Origin of the sequence: Pseudomonas sp. RSB 5.4 (genome assembly GCF_037126175.1) — a bacterium.
GTDB lineage: Bacteria > Pseudomonadota > Gammaproteobacteria > Pseudomonadales > Pseudomonadaceae > Aquipseudomonas > Aquipseudomonas fluorescens_H.
Map to the genome: position 1 here is coordinate 2,451,942 of NZ_CP146986.1, position 22,419 is coordinate 2,474,360.

19 protein-coding genes are annotated in these 22,419 nt (G+C 61.5%); 2 read left to right on the forward strand and 17 right to left on the reverse strand.

The annotated features are described in order from the left end of the window. Window positions 1-53: 53 nt before the first annotated feature. The 12 genes from V9L13_RS10950 to leuC form a co-directional block, all read right to left on the reverse strand. The gene (locus V9L13_RS10950; RefSeq protein ID WP_201137129.1) at window positions 54-707 is read right to left on the reverse strand and encodes an SPOR domain-containing protein; all 654 of its coding nucleotides are present in this window, start codon (window positions 705-707) and stop codon (window positions 54-56) included. Further along, window positions 691-1,998, reverse strand: a complete 1,308-nt coding sequence (gene folC / locus V9L13_RS10955; protein WP_338802508.1) for a bifunctional tetrahydrofolate synthase/dihydrofolate synthase — start codon at window positions 1,996-1,998, stop codon at window positions 691-693. The genes V9L13_RS10950 and folC overlap by 17 nt, the downstream gene beginning before the upstream one ends. After that, window positions 1,995-2,915: an acetyl-CoA carboxylase, carboxyltransferase subunit beta gene (accD, locus tag V9L13_RS10960; protein ID WP_027611535.1), complete on the reverse strand. Its 921-nt coding sequence runs from the start codon at window positions 2,913-2,915 to the stop codon at window positions 1,995-1,997. The genes folC and accD overlap by 4 nt, the downstream gene beginning before the upstream one ends. Before the next feature lie 200 nt (window positions 2,916-3,115). After that, entirely contained in the window at window positions 3,116-3,760 is a 645-nt protein-coding gene (locus V9L13_RS10965; protein WP_338802510.1) for a phosphoribosylanthranilate isomerase, read from the reverse strand. 65 nt (window positions 3,761-3,825) lie between these two features. Continuing rightward, window positions 3,826-4,650, reverse strand: coding sequence for a tRNA pseudouridine(38-40) synthase TruA (gene truA, locus V9L13_RS10970; protein WP_338802860.1), 825 nt, complete (start codon window positions 4,648-4,650; stop codon window positions 3,826-3,828). Between the two features lie 273 nt (window positions 4,651-4,923). Beyond that, window positions 4,924-7,557, reverse strand: a complete 2,634-nt coding sequence (locus tag V9L13_RS10975; protein WP_338802511.1) for a FimV/HubP family polar landmark protein — start codon at window positions 7,555-7,557, stop codon at window positions 4,924-4,926. Window positions 7,558-7,766: 209 nt separating this feature from the next. Next, entirely contained in the window at window positions 7,767-8,777 is a 1,011-nt protein-coding gene (locus V9L13_RS10980) for an aspartate-semialdehyde dehydrogenase (RefSeq protein WP_338802512.1), read from the reverse strand. Window positions 8,778-9,024: 247 nt separating this feature from the next. Beyond that, window positions 9,025-10,137: an aspartate-semialdehyde dehydrogenase gene (gene asd, locus V9L13_RS10985; RefSeq protein ID WP_003226428.1), complete on the reverse strand. Its 1,113-nt coding sequence runs from the start codon at window positions 10,135-10,137 to the stop codon at window positions 9,025-9,027. Window positions 10,138-10,203: 66 nt separating this feature from the next. Then, the gene (gene leuB / locus V9L13_RS10990) at window positions 10,204-11,286 is read right to left on the reverse strand and encodes a 3-isopropylmalate dehydrogenase (protein WP_338802513.1); all 1,083 of its coding nucleotides are present in this window, start codon (window positions 11,284-11,286) and stop codon (window positions 10,204-10,206) included. Window positions 11,287-11,340: 54 nt separating this feature from the next. Continuing rightward, window positions 11,341-12,108 carry a class I SAM-dependent methyltransferase gene (locus V9L13_RS10995; RefSeq protein WP_338802514.1) on the reverse strand — a complete coding sequence of 256 codons (768 nt, stop codon included), beginning with the start codon at window positions 12,106-12,108 and terminating at the stop codon, window positions 11,341-11,343. 147 nt (window positions 12,109-12,255) lie between these two features. Next, window positions 12,256-12,900 (reverse strand): 3-isopropylmalate dehydratase small subunit, encoded by a 645-nt coding sequence (gene leuD / locus V9L13_RS11000; protein ID WP_103484400.1) that lies wholly within the window; start codon window positions 12,898-12,900, stop codon window positions 12,256-12,258. 12 nt (window positions 12,901-12,912) lie between these two features. After that, window positions 12,913-14,331: a 3-isopropylmalate dehydratase large subunit gene (gene leuC, locus V9L13_RS11005; protein WP_095136733.1), complete on the reverse strand. Its 1,419-nt coding sequence runs from the start codon at window positions 14,329-14,331 to the stop codon at window positions 12,913-12,915. Window positions 14,332-14,472: 141 nt separating this feature from the next. On the opposite strand from leuC, the gene V9L13_RS11010 reads away from it, so the two are divergent. After that, on the forward strand, window positions 14,473-15,363 hold the full coding sequence (locus V9L13_RS11010) for a LysR family transcriptional regulator (protein ID WP_007969232.1): 891 nt from the start codon (window positions 14,473-14,475) through the stop codon (window positions 15,361-15,363). A 68-nt stretch (window positions 15,364-15,431) separates the two neighbouring features. Continuing rightward, window positions 15,432-18,710, forward strand: a complete 3,279-nt coding sequence (locus tag V9L13_RS11015; RefSeq protein WP_003226438.1) for a PAS domain S-box protein — start codon at window positions 15,432-15,434, stop codon at window positions 18,708-18,710. Window positions 18,711-18,758: 48 nt separating this feature from the next. Here V9L13_RS11015 and V9L13_RS11020 read toward each other — a convergent pair whose 3' ends face one another. From V9L13_RS11020 to V9L13_RS11040, 5 genes are all read right to left on the reverse strand, one after another. Next, a complete protein-coding gene (locus V9L13_RS11020; RefSeq protein ID WP_003226440.1) occupies window positions 18,759-19,202 on the reverse strand; it encodes an Hsp20 family protein in 444 nt (147 codons plus the stop codon). 121 nt (window positions 19,203-19,323) lie between these two features. Then, entirely contained in the window at window positions 19,324-20,283 is a 960-nt protein-coding gene (locus tag V9L13_RS11025; RefSeq protein ID WP_338802515.1) for a tRNA-dihydrouridine synthase, read from the reverse strand. Between the two features lie 169 nt (window positions 20,284-20,452). Then, the gene (locus tag V9L13_RS11030) at window positions 20,453-20,902 is read right to left on the reverse strand and encodes a thioesterase family protein (protein ID WP_103520446.1); all 450 of its coding nucleotides are present in this window, start codon (window positions 20,900-20,902) and stop codon (window positions 20,453-20,455) included. A 46-nt stretch (window positions 20,903-20,948) separates the two neighbouring features. Next, complete coding sequence (locus tag V9L13_RS11035; RefSeq protein ID WP_003226446.1) at window positions 20,949-21,782, reverse strand: alpha/beta fold hydrolase; 834 nt, start codon at window positions 21,780-21,782, stop codon at window positions 20,949-20,951. A gap of 30 nt (window positions 21,783-21,812) precedes the next feature. Continuing rightward, complete coding sequence (locus V9L13_RS11040) at window positions 21,813-22,352, reverse strand: TetR/AcrR family transcriptional regulator (protein WP_045122549.1); 540 nt, start codon at window positions 22,350-22,352, stop codon at window positions 21,813-21,815. Between the last annotated feature and the right edge of the window lie 67 nt (window positions 22,353-22,419).

Genomic DNA, 22,419 nt, shown 5'->3' on the forward strand with positions numbered 1-22,419 from the left:
ACCGCTGTCGGTAAGCTGCGATTGTCAGTGCATTTCAATCCGGACGATAGTTTTTAGCCACGCTCAGGCTGGAAGCGCACGACAAAACCCTTGAGGTTCTGCTGACGGCCCAACAGATCACGCAGACGATCGGCTTCGGCGCGCTCGATCAGCGGGCCGACGAACACCCGATTCTTGCCATCGGCGGAACGGATGTAGGCGTTGTAGCCTTGGCTGCGCAGGGTTTTCTGCAGGCTTTCGGCGCTGGCGCGACTCGACAGACTGGCCAGTTGCACCGACCAGCTGACCGACAGACCGTTGGCGTCGACGCGGCTTTGTGTGGTGTCAGGCTTGGCCGGAGCGGCAGCAATCGGCTGGGCCGGCGCCGGAGCAGGCTTGGCGACTGGCGCAGGCGCAACCGGTTTGGCTACCGGAGCCGGTGCCGGCGCTGGGGCCGCGGCAATCGGCATCGACGGCGCCGATTGCTCCGCCACTTCGTCATCACTCGGGACCGGTTCCTGCGGCAGTGCTTGCGGCTCGGGCACGGCTACCGGCTCAAGCTGCACTTGCGGCACGGCAGGCGCTTGCGGCGCAGCCGGCGCATCGACCGTGACCTGGCGCTGCTCGTCCTGACGGGAAAACAGCATCGGCAGGAAAATCACCGCCAGCGCCACCAGCACCAGGGCACCAACCATGCGCTGCTTGTACGCTTTATCCAGCAAAGCCATTTGCCGCTTCCTCCGTGGAGCGCCGGGCCAGCCATTCAAGGGCCTCGGCGACACAATAAAATGATCCGAACAACAGAATCTCGTCGTCGCTGGTTGCGATCTCGCACTGCCCTTCCAGCGCAGCCGCGACACTGTCATAGGACGTGACAGAGGCGCCAAGGTTCTGCAACGCCGCGTGTAATTCACTGACCGGACGCGCACGCGGCGAATCCAGCGGCGCTACCGCCCAGTGCTCGACACTAGCATTCAATTCGCCGACAACACCATCCAGATCCTTGTCCGCCAACAGGCCGAACACCGCCAGACGTTTGCCCACCGGCGGCCGACTGGCCAGACGTCGCGCCAGATACTCCGCCGCGTGCGGGTTATGCCCCACGTCCAGCAGCAGGTTCAGGCGCTTGCCGTTGAACTCGAACGAGCGGCGATCCAGCCGGCCGACCACGCGAGTGGCCTGCAAGGCCGCAACAATTTGCGACGCATTCCAAGGCAAACCGAGCAGCAGATACGCCTGCAATGCCAGCGCGGCGTTTTCCATCGGCAGATCGAGCAGCGGCAAATCATGCAGTTCGACCACCTGACCCTGTGCATCAGTGCCGCGCCATTGCCAGTTGTGATCGGTGATTCCCAGATCGAAGTCGCGCCCGCGCAGAGAGAACGGGCACGCCAGCTCGCGAACCTTGTCGAGCAGAGGTTGCGGAGGATTCAGGTCGCCGCACAGCGCAGGTTTGCCTTGGCGGAATATCCCGGCCTTCTCGAAAGCCACGGACTCGCGGGTATTACCCAGGTACTCGGCATGATCGACACCAATGCTGGTGACCAGCGCGATATCGGCATCCACTACATTGACCGTGTCCAGACGTCCGCCCAGACCGACTTCCAGCACCACAGCGTCAAGTTTTGCCTGCTGAAACAGCCAGAACGCCGCCAGGGTGCCCATTTCGAAGTAAGTCAGGGAAGTGTCGCCACGCCCGGCCTCGACCGCGGCGAAAGCTTCGCACAGCTGCGCGTCAGTGGCTTCAACGCCATTGAGCTGCACCCGCTCGTTGTAACGCAGCAGGTGCGGAGAATTGTAGACACCCACGCTCAGGCCCTGCGCCCGCAGCAACGAAGCCACGAAAGCGCAGGTCGAACCCTTGCCGTTGGTGCCGGTGACCGTAATCACCCGAGGCGCCGGCTGGCCCAGCCCCATGCGGGACGCTACCTGTTGCGAACGCTCCAGCCCCATGTCGATGGCCGATGGATGCAACTGCTCAAGGTAGGCGAGCCACTCGCCAAGGGTACGCTCGGTCATACGTTGGCAGGCACCGGTGGAACGACGATTGGCTCGACAGGAGCGGCGACGTAGGTCGGAGTCGGCTGGCCGGTCAGTTGTGCCAGCAGATTGCCCAGACGTGGACGCAGTTCACGACGATCGATGATCAGATCGATCGCGCCATGCTCCAGCAGGAATTCGCTGCGCTGGAAGCCTTCTGGCAGCTTTTCACGCACGGTCTGCTCGATCACACGCGGACCGGCGAAGCCGATCAGGGCTTTCGGCTCACCGACGATCACATCGCCGAGCATTGCCAGACTGGCGGAAACGCCGCCGTAGACCGGGTCGGTCAGCACCGAGATGAATGGAATGCCTTCTTCACGCAGACGTGCCAGGACGGCCGAAGTCTTGGCCATCTGCATCAGCGAGATCAGCGCTTCCTGCATGCGCGCACCACCGGAGGCGGCGAAGCAGATCATCGGGCAACGGTTTTCCAGGGCGTAGTTGGCGGCGCGCACGAAGCGCTCACCGACGATGGCGCCCATGGAACCGCCCATGAAGCTGAATTCGAACGCCGACACCACCACCGGCATACCCAACAGGGTGCCGCTGACGGAGATCAGCGCGTCTTTTTCGCCGGTCTGCTTTTGGGCTGCGACCAGACGGTCCTTGTACTTCTTGCCGTCGCGGAATTTCAGACGGTCAACCGGCTCCAGGTCTGCACCCAGCTCGTTGCGGCCTTCGGCATCCAGGAAGATGTCGATGCGCGCCCGTGCGCCGATGCGCATGTGGTGGTTGCACTTGGGGCAAACGTCCAGGGTCTTTTCCAGCTCAGGGCGATACAGCACAGCCTCGCAGGACGGGCATTTGTGCCACAGACCTTCAGGCACCGAGCTCTTCTTGACCTCCGAACGCATGATCGAAGGGATCAGTTTGTCTACCAACCAGTTGCTCATGCTTTTTTTCTCCAGTACCGGCGGCCCGAACACTCTGGTTCGCAGCCCCGCGTATGCCCTTCAGCTAAATTCATGTGTGTGGCGATGATCGATGGAACGCCGCGGTCAGCGCGAAACATGACCTGCGTGCAACTCCAGAAACCCTCAGCCTCGCCTGCTTTGTGCAAGTGCATTGATGGACGGCGGCAGACTGCCAGCCGTCACATCGAAGTAGACGCTCCCTGCGAGCTTCTACGTACGGCATTGATGAACGCGCGGATCTTCGCATGATCCTTGATGCCTTTGCTCGCTTCTACCCCACCGCTGACGTCAACCGCGTAAGGTTTGACCCGGGCCACGGCGTCGGCGACGTTTTCCGGCGTGAGGCCACCGGCCAGGATCAGCGGCTTGCTCAACGCTTGCGGAATCAATGACCAGTCGAATGCCTCGCCGGTTCCGCCGGGCACGCCTTCGACATAAGTATCGAGCAGCACGCCACTGGCGCTCGGATAAGCATCGACGGCAGCCGCGATGTCGTCGCCGGCCTTGACCCGCAGCGCCTTGATGTAGGGACGATGCCAGCCTTCACAGTCGGCAGCGACTTCGTCGCCATGGAACTGCAACAGATCCAGCGGCACGGCATCGAGGATTTCCCCCAACTCGCAGCGGCTGGCATTGACGAACAGGCCAACGGTGGTCACGAACGGCGGCAACGCCTGAATGATCGCCCTTGCCTGCTGCACGCTTACCGCCCGCGGGCTCTTGGCGTAAAACACGAAACCGATCGCATCGGCTCCCGCCTCGACCGCTGCCAACGCATCTTCTATGCGGGTAATCCCGCAAATCTTGCTGCGAACGGCTGACATGTCGATAAAAACCTCAAGGCAAAAACCGGGAAAGTCCCGGATGGTAACAAAAGCGTTCGGGGGCGTCAGCCGTCAAGACCCGAGAAACCCGTAAGGAAATGTGGCCCGATGAAACGCTCGGGCAACGGGAACTCGTCGTGGTACTCGACTTGCACCAGATACAGACCGAACGGATGCGCCGTCACGCCACCGGAACGGCGCTCGCGACTCTCCAGGACTTCCTTCATCCATTCGACCGGACGCTCGCCGGCACCGATGGTCATCAGCACACCGGCAATGTTGCGCACCATGTGGTGCAAGAAGGCGTTGGCGCGAATATCGAGAACGATCATCTTGCCGTGGCGAGTCACGCGCAGGTGGTGCATTTTCTTGATCGGCGATTTCGCTTGGCACTGCCCGGCACGGAACGCACTGAAATCATGAGTACCGATCAGATACTGCGCGGCCTCGGCCATACGCTCGACGTCGAGCGGGCGATGGTTCCAGGTGATCTCTTCGTTGAGATGGGCCGGACGAATCTGATCGTTGTAGATCACATAGCGATAACGCCGCGCGATGGCTTTGAACCGCGCATGAAAATGCGCCGGCATCACCCGCGCCCAGCTGACGCTGATGTCGTGGGGCAGATTGATATTGGCGCCCATCACCCAGGCTTTCAGCGAACGATCGACTTGCGTATCGAAATGCACCACTTGTCCGCAGGCATGCACGCCCGCGTCGGTACGCCCGGCGCACTGCAGCGAAACCGGCGAGTTGGCGACTTTCGACAAGGCTTTTTCGAGTTCTTCCTGCACCGTGGCCACGCCGGTCAACTGGCGCTGCCAGCCGCTGTAGCGCGAGCCTTTGTACTCGACGCCCAGTGCCACACGGTAAAAGCCTTCGGGTGCCATTTCGGCGAGCGGGTTATCTATGTTTGCCAAGGTGGGACAGCCTGCTGATGTGCAAAGGCGGGCATTATAAGGCTGTGGACCGGGGATGCCAGTCAGTTCTGTGTTGACGGATCCGGCCTCTTCGCGAGCAAGCCCGCTCCCACAGGAGGAATGTATTCCAAATGTGGGAGCGGGCTTGCTCGCGAAGGCGGTCGATCAGGCACCACAGAAATCCAACCCAAACAAAAACGGCAGCCTCGATGGGCTGCCGTTCCGTTTACTGCTGATGCCGAATCACGCCAGGTGCGAAAGCATTTCCTTGGCTTCGCCACGCTGCTTTTCGTCACCCTCGGTCAACACTTCGTTGAGGATGTCGCGTGCGCCGTCGCTGTCGCCCATATCGATGTAGGCCTGGGCCAGATCGAGTTTGGTCGCGGCTTCGTCGGTGCCGGCGAGGAAGTCGAAATCGTCCTCGCCCAGATCATCGCCCATGGCCGCATCGGCTTCGGTGAAGGTCGGCTCGGCGATGCTCTGCGACAGGCGATCCAGCTCGGCATTGACGTCATCCAGCTCTGCCGCGAAGGCATCCGGTTCGGCCGGGTTCGTATCCATTTCATCAGCCAGCGACAGATCGAAATCCGCCGGCAGCTCCAGATCGTCCTGTGGCACTTCGTTGGCGACCACAGGCTCGGCCGGCGACAGATCTTTCACGCCTTCGTCCAGATCCAGCAGGAAATCATCATCCGCCAGATCCGCCGCCGGAGCTGGCGCAGGCTCGGCACCCAGATCCAGATCGAGGTCGAAGTCCGACAGGTCGTCGAGGTTCTCTTTGATCTCGGTCTGCTGTTGCAGCACCGATTCAAAGCTCAGATCGTCGTCGGCCGGGAACTCGTCCAGCTCCACCGGAGCTTCAGGCTCAACAACAGGTGCAGGCTCAACCGGAGTGATGTTGTCGAGATCGTCCAGGCTCAGGTCGAACGCGCTATCCAGGTCGTCCGCCGCAGGCTCAGGTGCAGGCGCCTCTGGCTCGTCGAGCAGCAGCTCCTTGACGTATTGCGCGTCCAGCTCGGCGGCGGCCGCTGCCGCAGCCAGACCCGCGACAGCGACGACCGCCATGGCCGGGAAGCGTTTTTTCAGCTCTTCGACCTTGGCGAAGTTATCACCGTTGGCCACCAACTGACGCTCCTGACCCACGAACGCATCGCGATCACCCTGCTGACCGTAGACTTCCATCAGCTTCAGACGCAGATCACTGCGTTGCGGCTCGAGGCTGACGCCCTCTTCCAGCAACGCTGCGGCCTGATTCAGGCGACCGGCATTGATGTGCGACTGAGCCTTGTCCAGCACGTCATCGGAACGCTCGGCGGACGGTGCGACCAATGGCGCGGCAATCGGCTCGGCCATCACCACCGGCGCCACGACCGCAGCAGGCGCTGGCGCAGGTGCCGGGGTGTTGAGCTTGACGCTGGCGGCAGGGGTTTCCAGACCTTCGAAGCTGCTTTCCGGCAGATCCTGCTCGGCGGAGAACTCTTGCTCTTCCGCCAGAGCGCGGGCCATGCGCAGGTGTTTCTCGGCTTCCTGCTGGGCTTTGCGGCGACGAGCCAGCAGCAACAGCAGAAGCAGCAGCACCACCGCACCGCCACCGATCAGACCCAGCAGGATCGGATTGGTCAGCAGTTCGTTGAAGGTTTTATCCTCATCGACAACCGGCTTCGGCGCGACCGCCGGCGTTTCGGCAGGCGTATCGACCGGTGGCGCGATCGCCGACTCTGGCGTTGGCGCCGCTTCTGCCGGGGTGGCTGGCGGGGTGGTGGCCAGTTCGGCGGTGATCGCCGGTACGGCAGCGGTGGCGGCTGGCGCGGCGCCCGGGCCTTCGGCCTGCATCTTCGCCAGTTGATTGTTCTTCAGCTCGATCAGGCGCTGCAGCTTGTCCAGCTGGCTTTGCAGATCGGCCATGCGGCTTTTCAGTTCCTCGTTGTCACGACGGGTCGTGTCGAGGCTTTCCTGGGTGACCGCCAGTTTGTTGCTCAAGGCCTTGGCATCGCCGGCCGGGCCTTTGCCACGACCCTTGGCGTTTTCAGCAGAGACCAGACTCAGGTTGTCCTTGGCATTCTGGCCGGTACCGGCATTGCTGCGGCCACGCTTGGTGGCATCGAGCTGCTGCTGACCGGTGCCAGGCTTGGCCACATAACGACGGCCCTGACGCCAGGCATCGTTCTGCGCGGCAACTTCGGCAATCGCCTTGGACTGCGGCAGCGCGGTGCTTTCCACCGAGTCCGGCAGACGCAGCACCTGACCGGTTTTCAGCCGGTTGATGTTGCCGTCGATGAACGCATCCGGGTTCAGCGCCTGAATCGCCAGCATGGTCTGCTGCACCGAACCGCCGGTACGCGCCTTCGCGGCGATTTCCCACAGGGTGTCGCGCGGCGTGGTGGTGTATTGCGTCGGGTGCGTGGCACCAGTGGTCGGCGCAGTGATGGTCTGCGACGGCGCCGGTTGCGCGGCGGCGTCAGCGGTCTGCGGCGAGAACTTCGACGGATCCAACAGCACGCTGTAATCGCGCAGCAGACGGCCGTTCGGCCACATCACCTGGACGAGGAATTTCACCATCGGTTCCGACAGCGGCTTGCTCGAAGTCACGCGCAGCACGCTCTTGCCGCTGGCGTTGAGCACCGGGGTGAACGTCAGGTCGTTGAGAAAGGCCTGGCGATCAACGCCGGCCTTGGCGAAATCTTCTGGCGAGGCCAGGCTTGGCACCACTTCGGCAGCAGTGAGATCCTTGACGTCGAGCAGCTCGATCTCGGCCACCAGCGGCTGGTTCAGGGTCGACTTCAGGGTCAGCTCCCCGAGCCCGAGGGCATGCGCCATACCGGAGGACAGCGCCGAGGCGGCCGCTATTGCTAACACCAGTTTGCGAACTTGAACCATAGCCTCATCCTTTGTTTGAACGTTCCTCGGCCAGCGAGAAGATGTTGATTGCCGCTGCCGTAAGGCATTGCGCGCGACGACGACAGACTGCCGCGCGCGATCATTTCTTTGATGCCCCGGAAAGTCCCGGAGGGTGACACGTTATCAAGTGCTCCGGGCAAGCATAGCGCTCACCTAGAATCAGTCGACAAATTGTTGCCAAGTATCTTTTACAGCAGGTCTTTTATCAACAATTCAGCGACCTGCACAGCATTCAGGGCTGCCCCTTTGCGTACGTTATCTGACGTCAGCCACAGATTAAGTTCCGCCGGGTCATCGACGCCGCTGCGCACCCGACCGACATAGACCACATCCTGCCCCACCGCGTCACCCACCGCGGTCGGATAATCGCCGGCTTCAACCAGCTCGATGCCGGGCGCGTCCTCAAGCGCAGCGTTGACCTTTGCCAGGTCGACCCCGCTCGCTGACTGCAAGGTCACGCTATAGCTATCGCCAAAAAACACCGGGGCTTGAACGCAAGTTGCGGAAATCTTTAATAAAGGCTGCTTCAGCACCTGACGCAACTCGCGCACCAGACGTTTTTCCAGCAGCGTGTGGCCTTGAGCGTCGGGGGTGCCGACCTGGGCCAGCAGGTTGAAGGCCATCTGCCGATCGAAAAAAGTCGGCTCCAGCGGACGCATGTTCAGCAACTCGGCGGTCTGTCGCGCCAGCTCGGTCACGGCTTCGCGACCCTGGGCGGACACGGCCAGATTGGCGGTGACATTAACGTATTGCAGCTCGATCAAATCGAGCAGCGGCGCCAGCACCACGGCCAGCGCAGTGGCCGAAGGACTTGGGCTGCTGACCTGGAACGGCGCTTTCAGACCGGCGACCACCTCAGCGTTGGCTTCCGGCACCACTTGCGGCGCCTGCTCGGCCGGCAACGCACCGGACAGGTCGATCAGCGAGCAACCGGCCGCGTGGGCACGCGCCGCGTAACTCAGGGAAACGGCAGCGCCAGCGGCGAAGAACACCAGTTTGACCTTGCTGAAATCGAACTCGTCGACTTCGCGCACGCGCACGTTCTTGTTGCGAAACAGCACCGAACTGCCGGCGGATTCGCTGCTCGCCAGCAAGTGCAGGTTGCCGACCGGGAAGTCGCGTTCTTCGAGAATCTGAACGAGGGTTTCGCCGACAGTACCGGTTGCGCCGACGACGGCAATATCAAGGGTCTGGGTCATGGTTCTACCTCTGGCGAAACGGGGGGAGCGGCACTTTACCGGGTGACTGGCATGCAGGCAATTTCTGTCGGAATCTGCAGTGTCTGCACCGGCCCCTTCGCGAGCAAGCTCGCTCCCACAGGGGAACGCAGTTCTAATGTGGGAGCGGGCTTGCTCGCGAAGGCGCCAGACCTGACACCGGGAACCCTCAGACATAAAAAAACCCGCACCTCTCACAAGGCGCGGGTTCTTTCACGACTTCAAGCGATCAACGCTCAAGCAGGATCCGCAGCATGCGGCGCAGCGGTTCGGCCGCGCCCCACAGCAGTTGGTCACCGACGGTGAAGGCTCCGACGAATTGCGACCCCATGTTCAGCTTGCGCAGACGACCCACCGGTACATTCAGGGTGCCGGTGACCTTGGTCGGGCTCAGCTCCTGCATGCTGATGTCGCGGTTGTTCGGCACCAGTTTGACCCAAGGGTTGTGCTGGCTGATCAGCCCTTCGATGTCGGCGATCGGCACGTCTTTGTTCAGCTTGATGGTCAGCGCCTGGCTGTGGCAACGCATGGCGCCGATGCGCACGCAGATGCCGTCGACCGGGATCGGGCTCTTGAAGCGGCCGAGGATCTTATTGGTCTCGGCCTGGGCCTTCCACTCTTCGCGGCTCTGGCCGTTCGGCAGTTCCTTGTCGATCCACGGAATCAGGCTGCCGGCCAGCGGTACGCCGAAGTTTTCGGTCGGGTACGCGTCGCTGCGCATGGCTTCGGCCACGCGACGGTCGATGTCGAGGATCGCGCTGGCCGGGTCGGCCAGTTGATCGGCGACAGCGGCGTGAGTCGCACCCATCTGCTTGATCAGTTCACGCATGTTCTGCGCGCCGGCACCGGAGGCTGCCTGATAAGTCATGGCGCTCATCCACTCGACCAGACCGGCCTCGAACAGACCGCCCAGGCCCATCAGCATCAGGCTGACGGTGCAGTTGCCACCGATGTAGTTCTTGGTGCCCGCGTCCAGTTGCTGGTCGATGACCTTGCGGTTGACCGGGTCGAGAATGATCACCGCGTCATCGTTCATGCGCAGGCTGGACGCCGCGTCGATCCAGTAACCCTGCCAGCCGGCTTCGCGCAGCTTGGGGAATACTTCGCTGGTGTAGTCGCCGCCCTGGCAGGTCAGGATCACGTCGAGGGTTTTCAGCTCTTCAATGCTGTAAGCGTCCTTGAGCGGAGCAATGTCCTTGCCCACGGACGGGCCTTGGCCACCGACATTGGAAGTGGTGAAAAACACCGGCTCGATAAGATCGAAATCCTGCTCTTCCAGCATCCGCTGCATGAGCACGGAACCGACCATGCCGCGCCAACCGATCAGACCTACACGTTTCATCGCAACTACACCTTCTTGAAAAGTGGGCCGCTGCTTTGTATTGAATTTCGCAGCGGGCCCGAGAGATTACAGATTCCGCAGCGCGGCGACTACTGCGTCACCCATTTCCTGCGTTCCGACTTTGGTACAACCGGCCGAATAGATGTCGCCGGTGCGCAAGCCTTGATCCAGCACCACGCTGACGGCTTTCTCGATGGCATCGGCCGCGTCGTGCAGATTGAAGCTGTAACGCAGCATCATCGACACCGACAAAATCGTTGCCAACGGGTTGGCAATGCCTTTGCCGGCGATGTCCGGCGCCGAACCGTGGCAAGGCTCGTACATGCCCTTGTTGTTCGAATCCAGCGAGGCCGAGGGCAGCATGCCGATCGAACCGGTAAGCATCGAGGCTTCGTCGGAGAGGATGTCGCCAAACATGTTGTCGGTGACGATCACGTCGAACTGCTTCGGTGCGCGTACCAGTTGCATGGCGGCGTTGTCGACGTACATGTGGCTCAGTTCGACGTCCGGGTAATCCTTGGCGACCTGCTCGACCACTTCACGCCACAGTTGGCTGGACGCCAGTACGTTGGCCTTGTCCACCGAGCACAGTTTCTTGCCACGAACCATGGCCATGTCGAAACCGACACGGGCGATGCGGCGGATTTCGCTTTCGCTGTACGGCAAGGTGTCGTAGGACTGACGCTCGCCGTTTTCCAGGGTACGGGTGCCGCGTGGCGCGCCGAAGTAGATGCCGCCGGTCAGCTCACGCACGATCAGGATGTCCAGACCGGCAACGATTTCCGGCTTCAGGCTCGAAGCATCAGCCAGTTGCGGGTAGAGGATCGCCGGACGCAGGTTGCCGAACAGGCCCAGTTGCGCACGGATTTTCAGCAGACCACGCTCAGGGCGGATGTCACGCTCGATGGTGTCCCATTTCGGGCCGCCCACTGCGCCCAGCAGCACGGCGTCGGCAGCACGGGCACGCTCGAGGGTTTCGTCGGCCAACGGCACGCCGTGCTTGTCGATGGCCGCGCCACCGATCACGTCATGGCTCAGCTCGAAGCCCAGGTTGTACTTGTCGTTGGCCAGCTCCAGCACCTTGACCGCTTCGGCCATGATTTCCGGACCAATACCGTCACCTGGGAGAATCAGAATCTGCTTGCTCATGCTTTCCTCGTGTCTTCAATCGGTGCGCCCCTCAGGGCGCGCCCGGAAAAATTCTTAGCGCTCAGCCATCAATACGATTACATCTGTACTGAACGAGCCGTCGGCATCAATCTCAAAATATTCGCGCACTTCGTTGCCCATCGACTGCTGCAACTGGCGGATCGCCGCGCGCATCACCTCGGGCGTGCGCATGCGCTCGACCCAACTGCTGTATTCCAGACGCAGGCGCTGACGCGTGGTGCTGCGAGTGTGCAGCCCGGCCTCGCTGACCTGACGCAACCACTCACCGGCGGAATAATCGCGCACGTGGCTGGTGTCGCGCAGCACTTCGACGCTTTGCAGGTAAGTGTCGAACAACGGGCTGCCCGGTGACAACACGTCGATGAACGCTGCCACGCCACCCGGCTTCAGCACCCGCCGCACTTCACGCAGGGCCACCCCGAGGTCGCTCCAATGGTGCGCCGAATAACGGCTGAACACGTAATCGAATTCGCCATCGGCAAACGGCAGGCGCTCGGCGGCGCCGTTGACCGTGGAGATATTGGCAAAACCGCGATCAACGGCTGCGGCGGCGACCACGTCGAGCATTTGCTGCGACAGGTCGTAGGCCACCACTTCTTTTACCAGCGGCGCCACATGAAAACTCACATGACCGGCACCGCACCCCAGATCCAGCACCCGAGCCTCGCCCTGCCCTGCCAGTTCAGCCTGTAGCAGCTTGAATTCAGTGCCCTGAGCGTGAACGGCGCTGCTCAGGTAGGCGGCGGCCTGTTCACCGAATTGCTTTTGTACAACCTGACTGTGCTGGGCGGTGCTGGTCATAGTCATTTCCTTCTGGGTTTTAGTCTTGTATTGCCTGGACTACCGCCTTCGCGAGCAAGCTCGCTCCCACACTTGAAATGCATTCCCCTGTGGGAGCGAGCTTGCTCGCGAAGAGGCCAGCCTGAACCGCATCAATTCAAAACTTGCTTATGCGTCGCGAAACAACCACGGCTGGCTCACACGATGCTTGGCTTCAAACGCCGCAATCGCATCGCCGTCCTGCAAGGTCAGGCCGATATCGTCCAGACCATTGAGCAGGCAATGCTTGCGGAACGCGTCGATCTCGAAGCTCAACACCTTGCCATCCGGACGGGTCACGGTCTGCGCCTGCAGATCGATCTGCAACTGGTAGCCCGGATTAGCCTCGACCTGCTTGAACAATTCATCGACTTCAGCGTCGCTCAGGATGATCGGCAGCAAGCCGTTCTTGAAGCTGTTGTTGAAGAAGATGTCGGCATAGCTCGGCGCGATGATGCTGCGGAAACCGTATTCTTCCAGCGCCCACGGGGCGTGTTCACGGCTGGAGCCGCACCCGAAGTTTTCGCGGGCGAGCAACACGCTGGCGCCTTGATAGCGCTCGGCGTTGAGCACGAAGTCCTTGTTCAGCGGGCGCTTGGAGTTGTCCTGATACGGCTGGCCGACATCCAGGTAACGCCACTCGTCGAACAGATTCGGGCCGAAACCGGTGCGCTTGATCGACTTCAAGAACTGCTTGGGAATGATCTGGTCAGTGTCGACGTTGGCACGATCCAGAGGCGCGACAAGACCAGTGTGCTGGGTAAAAGCTTTCATGCTGCGCTCCTTTTAGATCAATTCACGAACGTCGATGAAACGACCGTTCACCGCCGCCGCAGCGGCCATGGCCGGGCTCACGAGGTGGGTACGGCCACCGGCACCCTGACGGCCTTCGAAGTTACGGTTGGAGGTCGAGGCGCAATGCTCGCCGGACTCCAAACGGTCCGGGTTCATCGCCAGGCACATCGAGCAACCCGGCTCACGCCATTCGAAACCGGCTTCGAGGAAAATCTTGTCCAAACCTTCGGCTTCCGCCTGCGCCTTCACCAGACCCGAGCCCGGTACGACGATTGCCTGCTTGATCGTCGAAGCGACTTTGCGACCCTTGGCGATCACGGCCGCAGCGCGCAGGTCTTCGATACGCGAGTTGGTGCAGGAACCGATGAACACGCGATCCAGCTGAATGTCGGTGATCGCCTGATTGGCAGTCAAACCCATGTATTTCAAGGCGCGCACGATCGAATCGCGCTTGACCAGATCCATCTCTTTCGCCGGGTCCGGCACGTTCTGATCAACGGCCAGGACCATTTCCGGGGAAGTGCCCCAGCTGACTTGCGGCTTGATCTGCGCAGCGTCGAGCTCAACCACGGTGTCGAACTTGGCGTCGGCGTCGGAGACCAGGTCTTTCCAGGCTTCAACCGCCTGATCCCACTGCGCGCCTTTCGGTGCGAACGGACGGCCCTTGACGTACTCGACAGTCTTTTCGTCCGCAGCCACCAGACCCACACGGGCGCCGGCTTCGATGGACATATTGCAAATGGTCATGCGGCCTTCGACGGACAGATCGCGAATCGCGCTGCCGGCGAACTCGATGGCATGGCCGTTACCGCCGGCGGTGCCGATCTTGCCGATTACCGCGAGAACGATGTCCTTGGCGGTCACGCCGAATGGCAACTGACCTTCGACGCGCACCAGCATGTTCTTCATTTTCTTCGCGACCAGGCACTGGGTGGCGAGCACGTGCTCGACCTCGGAAGTGCCGATCCCGTGCGCCAAGGCACCGAAAGCGCCGTGGGTCGAGGTGTGCGAGTCGCCGCAGACCACGGTCATGCCCGGCAAGGTTGCGCCCTGCTCCGGGCTGATCACGTGGACGATGCCCTGACGGATGTCGTTCATCTTGAACTCGACAATGCCGTACTCATCACAGTTGTCATCGAGGGTCTGAACCTGCAAACGCGAGACCTGGTCGGCAATCGCTTCGATGCCGCCCTTGCGCTCTGGCGTGGTCGGTACGTTGTGGTCCGGGGTCGCGATGTTGGCATCGATGCGCCAAGGCTTGCGCCCGGCCAGACGCAGGCCTTCGAAGGCTTGCGGCGAGGTCACTTCGTGGATGATGTGACGATCGATGTAGATCAGCGCCGAGCCATCGTCGCGCTGTTTGACCAAATGCGAATCCCAGAGCTTGTCGTAGAGCGTTTTGCCGGCCATCAGACGGTTCCTCATCAGCTTGTTTCTATGCCTTGGGCTTATCAATAACCCTTTGGCTTGTGAGGCCGATCCTATGGCGTTACATTAAATAACTCAAATTCATATTTTTTATGCTTTGGATAACCAACTGGAATACGAACCATGGATCTGGCCAACCTCAATGCTTTTATCGCCATCGCCGAGACCGGCAGCTTCTCCGGCGCCGGGGAACGCCTGCATCTGACGCAACCGGCGATCAGCAAACGCATCGCCGGACTGGAGCAACAATTGAAGGTGCGGTTGTTCGATCGACTGGGTCGTGAAGTCGGTCTGACCGAGGCCGGCCGCGCCCTGCTGCCCCGGGCGTACCAGATTCTCAACGTGCTGGACGACACCCGCCGCGCCCTGACCAACCTGACCGGCGAAGTCAGCGGCCGGCTGACCCTGGCCACCAGTCACCACATCGGCCTGCACCGTTTGCCGCCGCTATTAAGGGAATTCACCCGCCGCTACCCACAAGTTGCGCTGGATATTCAGTTTCTCGATTCGGAAGTGGCCTACGAGGAAATTCTCCATGGCCGCGCTGAACTGGCAGTCATTACCCTGGCGCCAGAGCCGCACACGCTGGTCAAAGCCACGCCGGTGTGGGACGACCCGCTGGATTTTGTGGTGGCGCCGGAGCATTCGCTGATCAGCAACGGCGCGGTGAGTCTGGCGGATATTGCCGGTCATCCGGCGGTTTTTCCCGGAGGCAACACCTTTACTCATCATATTGTCCAACGTTTGTTCGAAGCCCAAGGGCTGACGCCGAACATCGCCATGAGCACCAACTACCTGGAAACCATCAAGATGATGGTCTCCATCGGTCTGGCCTGGAGTGTTCTGCCACGCACCATGCTTGATGAACAGGTCGCGCGCATACCTTTGCCGGGCATACAGCTCAGTCGCCAGCTAGGCTATATCGTGCACACCGAACGGACGCTGTCGAATGCAGCAAGGGCCTTCATGGCTTTGCTGGATGCGCAAATCGATCTGCCAGGGACTCCGGGCTAACTTGTGCTACTCCTACAGAGCCGCTGTCCCTGTGCCTAACGCCACCATCAGCTCAAGGCCCGTTAACAATGCCCAAATCTGTTGACCGAATTCCGCCGATGCCGCGTATTCAGGCCATTGATCCGCGACGTTCCGAGCAGAGCTGGGAGAGTGCGCCGCAATTGCTCGCCGCGCTCAACGGCGCCCGGCTCGGTGCCTGGTATTGGGACATCGAGCGCGGGCAGATCAGTTGGTCACGGGGCACCCAGGCGCTGTTCGGCTTCGATCCACGGCAACCGCTGCCGCAGGATCTGGAATACCTCGACCTGTTGCCGCCCGAAGATCGTGCGAAAACCGTCAGGGCATTCCACGCGGTGATCGCCGGAGCACCGCTGGAACAGGCGATGCACCACCGTATCCGCTGGCCCGACGGCAGTCTGCACTGGCTGGAAATCAGCGGCAGTCTGCTACCGGACAAACAGGGGCGTCCTCGAATGATCGGGGTGATTCGCGAAATCACCCACCAGCGCCAACGCGAGCAGGCCCTGAGCAGCTCGGAGAAACGTTTCGCTACACTCTTTCACCTGTGCCCGAACATGGTGCTGCTGACGCGCCAGGAAGACGGTCTGATCACCGAGGCCAACCAATATTTCGAAAGCCTGTTCGGCTGGCCGGTACAGAGCGCCATTGGCCGCACCACCCTGGAGCTGGGCTTGTGGGTGCACCCGGAGCAACGCGCAGAACTGGTGAAAAGGACCAAGGCCAAGGGCGAACTGATCAGCATGGAAGTGCAGTTCCGTGCCAGCAACGGGCAGATTCATGACGGCATCCTCAGCGCGCAGAAGGTCGAACTCGAAGGCCAGCCGTATCTGCTCAGCACCTTTCTCGACACCACCGAACGCAAAGCCGCCGAGCACGCCTTGAAAGACAGCCAGGAACGCCTCGATCTGGCGCTGGACTCGGCGCAGCTCGGCACTTGGGACTGGCACATCCCCAGCGGCATGCTCTATGGCTCGGCACGGGCCGCGCAACTGCACGGGCTGGAGCCGATCCCGTTTCACGAGTCGTTCGAAGAGTTCTTTGAAGGCGTGCCCGGCGAAGAACGCGACAGCATGCGCGACGCCTACCGCAGCCTGCGCGAAGGCCCGGCGGGCAATTATCAACTGACCTACCGCGTGCAATTGCCGGATGGCAGCTCACGCTATCTGGAAAGCCGCGCCCGCCTCTATCGCGACGAGAACGGCGCGCCGCTGCGCATGGCCGGGACCTTGCTGGACATCACCGATCAGGTCGAGCGCGAGCAACGTCTGGTGGCCTCGGAAGAGAAATTCGCCACGCTGTTCCAGGTCAGCCCCGATCCGATCTGCGTCACGCGGCAGGACAGCGGCGAGTTCATCGAAATCAATAACAGCTTCACCCAGACCTTCGGCTGGAGCGCCGCCGACGTGATCGGGCGCACCGCCGAAGACATCGGCCTGTGGGACGCCTCGGCGAAAAGCCTGCAACGCATCGAGCGGGTGATCCGCGAACAGGGCCTGAGCAATGTCGCGATCATCGTCCAGCACAAGGACGGCCAGTCACTGACCTGCGTGATTTCCAGCCGACAGATCAGCGTTGGCAATCAGCCGTGCATCGTCACCACTTTGCGCGACATCACCCAGCAGCAGCGCTCCGAAGCCGCACTCAAGGCCAGCGAAGAGAAATTCGCCAAAGCGTTTCACTCCAGCCCCGATGCGATCACCATCACCGAGCGCGACACCGGGCGTTATCTTGAGGTCAACGACGGTTTCTGCCGCCTCACCGGCTATCGCGCGGAAGAAGTGGTGGGCAAAACCGTGTACCAGATCGGCATCTGGGCCGAAGAGAAGCAACGCTCGGCGCTGTTTGCCGAATTGCAGATCAAGGGCCGCGTGCATCATCAGGAAATGCTCGGGCGCAACAAGCGCGGTGAACTGCTGACCGTGGAAGTGTCGATCGAACCGATCACCCTCAACGAAACCGCATGCCTGCTGCTGACCGCCCGGGACGTCAGCCTGCTGAAAAACGCCGAAGCGCAGATCCGTCACCTGGCCTATCACGACCCGCTGACCAACCTGCCCAACCGCGCCCTGCTGATGGATCGCCTGAGCCAGCAGATCGCCCTGCTCAAGCGCCACAATCTGCGCGGCGCGCTGCTGTTCCTCGATCTTGACCACTTCAAGCACATCAACGACTCGCTCGGCCACCCGGTCGGCGACACGGTGCTGAAAATCGTCACTGCGCGGCTTGAAGCCAGCGTGCGCATGGAAGACACGGTTGCACGTCTCGGCGGCGATGAATTCGTGGTGCTGCTCAGCGGTCTGGAAGGCACGCGCAACGAGGTCAGTGCACAAGTGCGGGAACTGGCCGACACCATTCGCGAACTGCTGTCGGAGCCGATGTTCCTCGACGGCCAGCGCCTGCAAGTGACGCCGAGTATCGGCGTGGCACTGATTCCCGATCACGGCTCGACCCCGACCGATCTGCTCAAGCGCGCAGACATCGCCCTGTACCGGGCCAAGGACTCCGGGCGCAACACCACGCAGATGTACCACAACACCATGCAGAAGGCGGCCAGCGAACGGCTGCGCATGGAGACCGATCTGCGTCTGGCGTTGTCCCGTGGCGAATTCAACGTGCACTACCAGCCGCAGGTCGATGCGCGGGACAACCGCATCATCGGCGCCGAAGCCCTGGTGCGCTGGAATCACCCGGAACTCGGCGCGCAATCGCCCACCGAGTTCATCAAGGTGCTGGAAGACAGCGGTCTGATTCTTGAAGTCGGCACCTGGATCCTCGACGAGGCCTGCGAAGCGTTCAAACAGCTGATTGCCTTGAAACTGGTTGACCCGTTCAACTTCAGCCTGTGCGTGAACATCAGCCCACGACAATTCCGCCAGAACGACTTCGTCGAACGCATCGAACACAGCATGAGCAGCCACGGCCTGCCCTGCTCGCTGCTGAAACTGGAGATCACCGAAGGCATCGTCATCCAGAACCTGGAAGACACCATCAGCAAAATGCGCCGCCTGAAAAAACTCGGCGTGAGCTTCGCCATGGACGATTTCGGCACCGGCTATTCATCGCTGACCTACCTCAAACGCTTGCCGGTGGACACCCTGAAAATCGACCAGTCATTCATCCGCGACGCGACCACCGACCCCAACGACGCCGAGATCATCCGCGCCATCGTCGCCATGGCCCGCAGCCTGGAACTGGAGGTGATTGCCGAAGGTGTCGAGACGCCGGAGCAACTGGCGTTCCTGCAGGGGCTGGGTTGCCATTTGTATCAAGGCTATCTGCACAGTCGGCCGGTGGCGTTGGAGGCGTTGAAAAAGATGCTCGAATGACGAGCACAAAAAAAGGGCGCCGGTGGCGCCCTTCTTTTTTGCTCGGCCTTATTGCAGAGCCGGCTTCTGCGCTCCGCTGATCGGGATGCGCTTGGCTTTCGCTTCTTCCGGGATCACCCGCAACAGGTCGATGCTCAGCAGACCGTTGCTCAGATCGGCGGCCTTGATCTCGATGTGATCGGCCAGGCGGAAGGACAGTTTGAAAGCACGCTGGGCAATGCCTTGATGCAGGAAGGTCACGCCTTCGTTGGCATCACGCTTGCCGCCACTGATGGTCAGCACACCCTTCTCGACTTGCAGCTCCAGGTCTTCTTCCTGGAAACCGGCTGCCGCTACGACGATGCGGTATTGATCATCACCGTGTTTTTCCACGTTGTAGGGTGGGTAGGTGCTGCCTGGCTCGTTGCGCAGCGCGGTTTCGAACAGATCGTTGAAACGGTCGAAACCAACCGAGGAACGGAACAGTGGTGCCAGGGAAAATGCAGTACTCATGGTTCAAATCTCCTGAAAACAATCAGCAAGGTTTTTTGACTCCGCGACCCGAATTCGGCATCGCGTAACCCTTAGATAGGGACCGCCAAAATGATTTCAAGAGATTATTTGAAGATTTTTTTCAGGCCGCTTCGGCGACGGACAAACCGAGCAAACGCGAGACTTGATCCGGCTCTGTCTCACGACGCAGCACAGTAAACAGTTCGGTCGCTTCGGGATAATTGCGCGTCAGCATCGCCAGCCATTGCTTCAAGCGACCCGGCGATTGGCGTGCAGTCATCTGCGCCTTGGCTTGCAGCCAGAAGTCCTGAATCAGCGGCAGTAGCTCGGCCCAGCTCATCTCGACCACTTCTTCACCGGCGCGCGCGGCAGCGATCTGCCGGGCCAGATCCGGGCGCGACACCAGACCGCGACCGAGCATGATGTCTTCGACACCACTGATCTCGCGGCAGCGGCGCCAGTCCTCGACGCTCCAGATATCACCGTTGGCGAACACCGGCACCTTGACCACGTCCTGCACCCGCGGAATCCACTCCCAATGCGCCGGCGGCTTGTAGCCATCGACCTTGGTCCGGGCGTGAACCACGATGTGCTCAGCGCCGCCCTCGGCCAGCGCAGTGGCGCAGACCAGCGAACCGTCCGGGCTGTCGAAGCCCAGGCGCATCTTCGCGGTGACCGGGATATGTGCCGGCACAGCGCGACGCACGTGTTCGACGATGCTGTTGAGCAGTTCCGGCTCCTTGAGCAGCACTGCCCCGCCCCGGGATTTGTTGACGGTCTTGGCCGGGCAGCCGAAGTTCAGGTCGATGACTTCCGAGCCGAGCTCGCAGGCCAGCGCCGCGTTTTCCGCCAGGCACACCGGATCGGAACCCAACAATTGCACGCGCAGCGGCACGCCGGAACGGGTACGGGCGCCGTTGAGCAGCTCCGGGCCGAACTTGTGGAAGTAGGCCGGGGTAAGCAACTGATCGTTGATCCGAATGAATTCGGTCACGCACCAGTCGATGCCGCCAACGCGGGTCAGCACGTCGCGCAGGATGTCGTCGACCAGCCCCTCCATGGGCGCCAGGGCAATTTGCATGGGGAAAACACTACTCAGGAAGAAAAAACGTGCGGCAGTTTACTGGATATCGCGCAAATCCGCAGAACAACACTCTTTCCTGTGGGAGCGAGCTTGCTCGCGAAAGCGGTGTATCGGTTGATGCAACCGTCACTGGCCCACCGCTTTCGCGAGCAAGCTCGCTCCCACATTAGAGCTGCACTGTTTCTGGATTTTGGATCGCCGGGCCATAACCCTCGATGAACTCCGCCGGCATGCGCTTGGGCTTGCCGGTAGACAGTTCGATGCAGACGAACGTGGTTTGGGCGCGCAGTAACGTGGCGTTGTCGCTGGGGCGGATCAACTGGAAGTGGCGGGTCATTTTCAGGCGCTGATCCCAATCGACGATCCAGGTCGCCAGTTGCAGCTCGTCGCCTTCGTAAGCGGCTGCCAGATAATCGATTTCATGACGCACCACGGCCATCGCCCGATCCAGGCGCCGGTACTCGACCAGATCCAGCCCCAGACGCTGCGAGTGGCGCCAGGCGCAACGTTCGAGCCAGGTCACGTACACCGCGTTGTTCGCGTGGCCCAGCCCGTCGATGTCCTCGGCGCCTACTTGCAGATCAATGGTGAACGGCGTTGCCCGATCCCAGCCCATGCCCCACTCCCGGTCAGATTATTCAACCGGGGCAGTGTAACGGATGTCAGGCCGATTGCCGCGCCTGAAGGCTGCGCCCCGCCAACAGTGATAACACCCCATCAACCACCCGAGGGTCGGCCAGCACCCGCTGGTGGCCGCCGCTTTCCAGACGCAGCAGGCGGCTGTCGAACCAGGACTCGTGGATCAATTGAGATTCCTTGACCGAGACGAAGGTGTCGTCCTCGGCATGCACGATCAGGCCCGGCATATCCAGTTGATAGTGCGCGACATCGAGGGTCGCGGCACGCATGCCGACGTCCTGCTCGACCTGGCGGATGAACGCCGAGCGCGCCCGCGGTGGCATGCCGACATAGCGGGCAAAACCGCGCAGCACGCCGAGAATCCGGGCGGGAGCTGCGATGCTGACGAGGGTTTCGGTGCGCAGGCCCAGTTGCACGGCAAGCATGGCGCTGGCGCCGCCCATCGAGTGGCCGATGACGGCTTGAAGAGGTGGCAGTTCAGCGGCAGCCTCAAGCATGGCGCGGGCGAACAGCACGACATTGGCCTCGCGCCCCGGTGAGCGGCCGTGGGCCGGGCCGTCCAGCGCGACAACGGTGTAACCGGCCTCGACCAGCGCCGTGATCAACGCCGCAAACTGCGTGGGTCGCCCTTCCCAGCCGTGCATCAACAGCACCGCCGGTCCCTGGCCCCAGCGCAGCGCCGACAGGCCGAAACGCAGCGTGATGCGTTCGGCGCTCGCCAGCAGCGGCAGCTCCCAATCGCGCAGCGGCAGCGAACGTGGCGTCATGAACGCCTGACGCATTTTGCTTGCTACCCGTTGCGGTGCAATCCAGCCCAAGGTGCCATTAACGCCACGAACCCACTTCAACGTGTTCATCGCTCTCTCCTCAGGCGTGTTGCCTTCAGGTCAACGCACCGCCGACTTGGCAGCGCGCAGCAATCGATCGGATAAATCGCCCGGGCCCAGCGCGCGTGCCAACGCCAGACCACCCACCATCAACGCCACATCGGCCAGTGCTTTGTCGGTGTCCTCGGGGCTGGACGCCAACTGCGCAATCATCAGTTCCAGGTGTTCGTTCAGCGCGATGCGAAACGACTCCGGCAAACGTCCCAGCTCGCCGATCGAAGCCGGAATCGGACACGCGGCGTCGCTGGAATCCCGATGCTTGCGCGACAGGTAGAACGCAGCGACCAAGGCGCGACGCTCTTCACCGGTCAGCTCGGAGTCCATGTCGGCAATCAGGTCGCGTCGACGTCCCAGCAATTGCTTGAACGCCTCGAGCATCATGGCGTCCTTGCTTTCGAAGTGCGCGTAGAAACCTCCGACGGTCAGGCCGGCGGCGCCCATCACTTCGCCCACGCTGGGATCTGCCGGGCCGCGCTGGATCAGTGCGGCGCTGGCAGCCTTGAGGATGCGTTCGCGGGTTTGAGCTTTTTTATCGTTCATCGTTGCCTCCGAATATTACGACTAGAATATTATTCGCATAATAATATTCTGCAAGTCGAGGATATGA

Excerpts from the sequence above, each read along its gene's own strand:
- V9L13_RS11035 (WP_003226446.1), bottom strand. The coding sequence starts at position 21,782 with ATGAACACGTTGAAGTGGGTTCGTGGCGTTAATGGCACCTTGGGCTGG.
- V9L13_RS10995 (WP_338802514.1), bottom strand. The coding sequence starts at position 12,108 with ATGACCAGCACCGCCCAGCACAGTCAGGTTGTACAAAAGCAATTCGGT.
- leuC (WP_095136733.1), bottom strand. The coding sequence starts at position 14,331 with ATGGCCGGCAAAACGCTCTACGACAAGCTCTGGGATTCGCATTTGGTC.
- V9L13_RS10980 (WP_338802512.1), bottom strand. The coding sequence starts at position 8,777 with ATGACCCAGACCCTTGATATTGCCGTCGTCGGCGCAACCGGTACTGTC.
- V9L13_RS10950 (WP_201137129.1), bottom strand. The coding sequence starts at position 707 with ATGGCTTTGCTGGATAAAGCGTACAAGCAGCGCATGGTTGGTGCCCTG.
- V9L13_RS11025 (WP_338802515.1), bottom strand. The coding sequence starts at position 20,283 with ATGCAAATTGCCCTGGCGCCCATGGAGGGGCTGGTCGACGACATCCTG.
- V9L13_RS11010 (WP_007969232.1), top strand. The coding sequence starts at position 14,473 with ATGGATCTGGCCAACCTCAATGCTTTTATCGCCATCGCCGAGACCGGC.
- V9L13_RS10965 (WP_338802510.1), bottom strand. The coding sequence starts at position 3,760 with ATGTCAGCCGTTCGCAGCAAGATTTGCGGGATTACCCGCATAGAAGAT.
- truA (WP_338802860.1), bottom strand. The coding sequence starts at position 4,650 with ATGGCACCCGAAGGCTTTTACCGTGTGGCACTGGGCGTCGAGTACAAA.
- V9L13_RS11040 (WP_045122549.1), bottom strand. The coding sequence starts at position 22,352 with ATGAACGATAAAAAAGCTCAAACCCGCGAACGCATCCTCAAGGCTGCC.
- accD (WP_027611535.1), bottom strand. The coding sequence starts at position 2,915 with ATGAGCAACTGGTTGGTAGACAAACTGATCCCTTCGATCATGCGTTCG.
- leuD (WP_103484400.1), bottom strand. The coding sequence starts at position 12,900 with ATGAAAGCTTTTACCCAGCACACTGGTCTTGTCGCGCCTCTGGATCGT.
- asd (WP_003226428.1), bottom strand. The coding sequence starts at position 10,137 with ATGAAACGTGTAGGTCTGATCGGTTGGCGCGGCATGGTCGGTTCCGTG.
- V9L13_RS11030 (WP_103520446.1), bottom strand. The coding sequence starts at position 20,902 with ATGGGCTGGGATCGGGCAACGCCGTTCACCATTGATCTGCAAGTAGGC.
- leuB (WP_338802513.1), bottom strand. The coding sequence starts at position 11,286 with ATGAGCAAGCAGATTCTGATTCTCCCAGGTGACGGTATTGGTCCGGAA.
- V9L13_RS11015 (WP_003226438.1), top strand. The coding sequence starts at position 15,432 with ATGCCCAAATCTGTTGACCGAATTCCGCCGATGCCGCGTATTCAGGCC.
- folC (WP_338802508.1), bottom strand. The coding sequence starts at position 1,998 with ATGACCGAGCGTACCCTTGGCGAGTGGCTCGCCTACCTTGAGCAGTTG.
- V9L13_RS10975 (WP_338802511.1), bottom strand. The coding sequence starts at position 7,557 with ATGGTTCAAGTTCGCAAACTGGTGTTAGCAATAGCGGCCGCCTCGGCG.
- V9L13_RS11020 (WP_003226440.1), bottom strand. The coding sequence starts at position 19,202 with ATGAGTACTGCATTTTCCCTGGCACCACTGTTCCGTTCCTCGGTTGGT.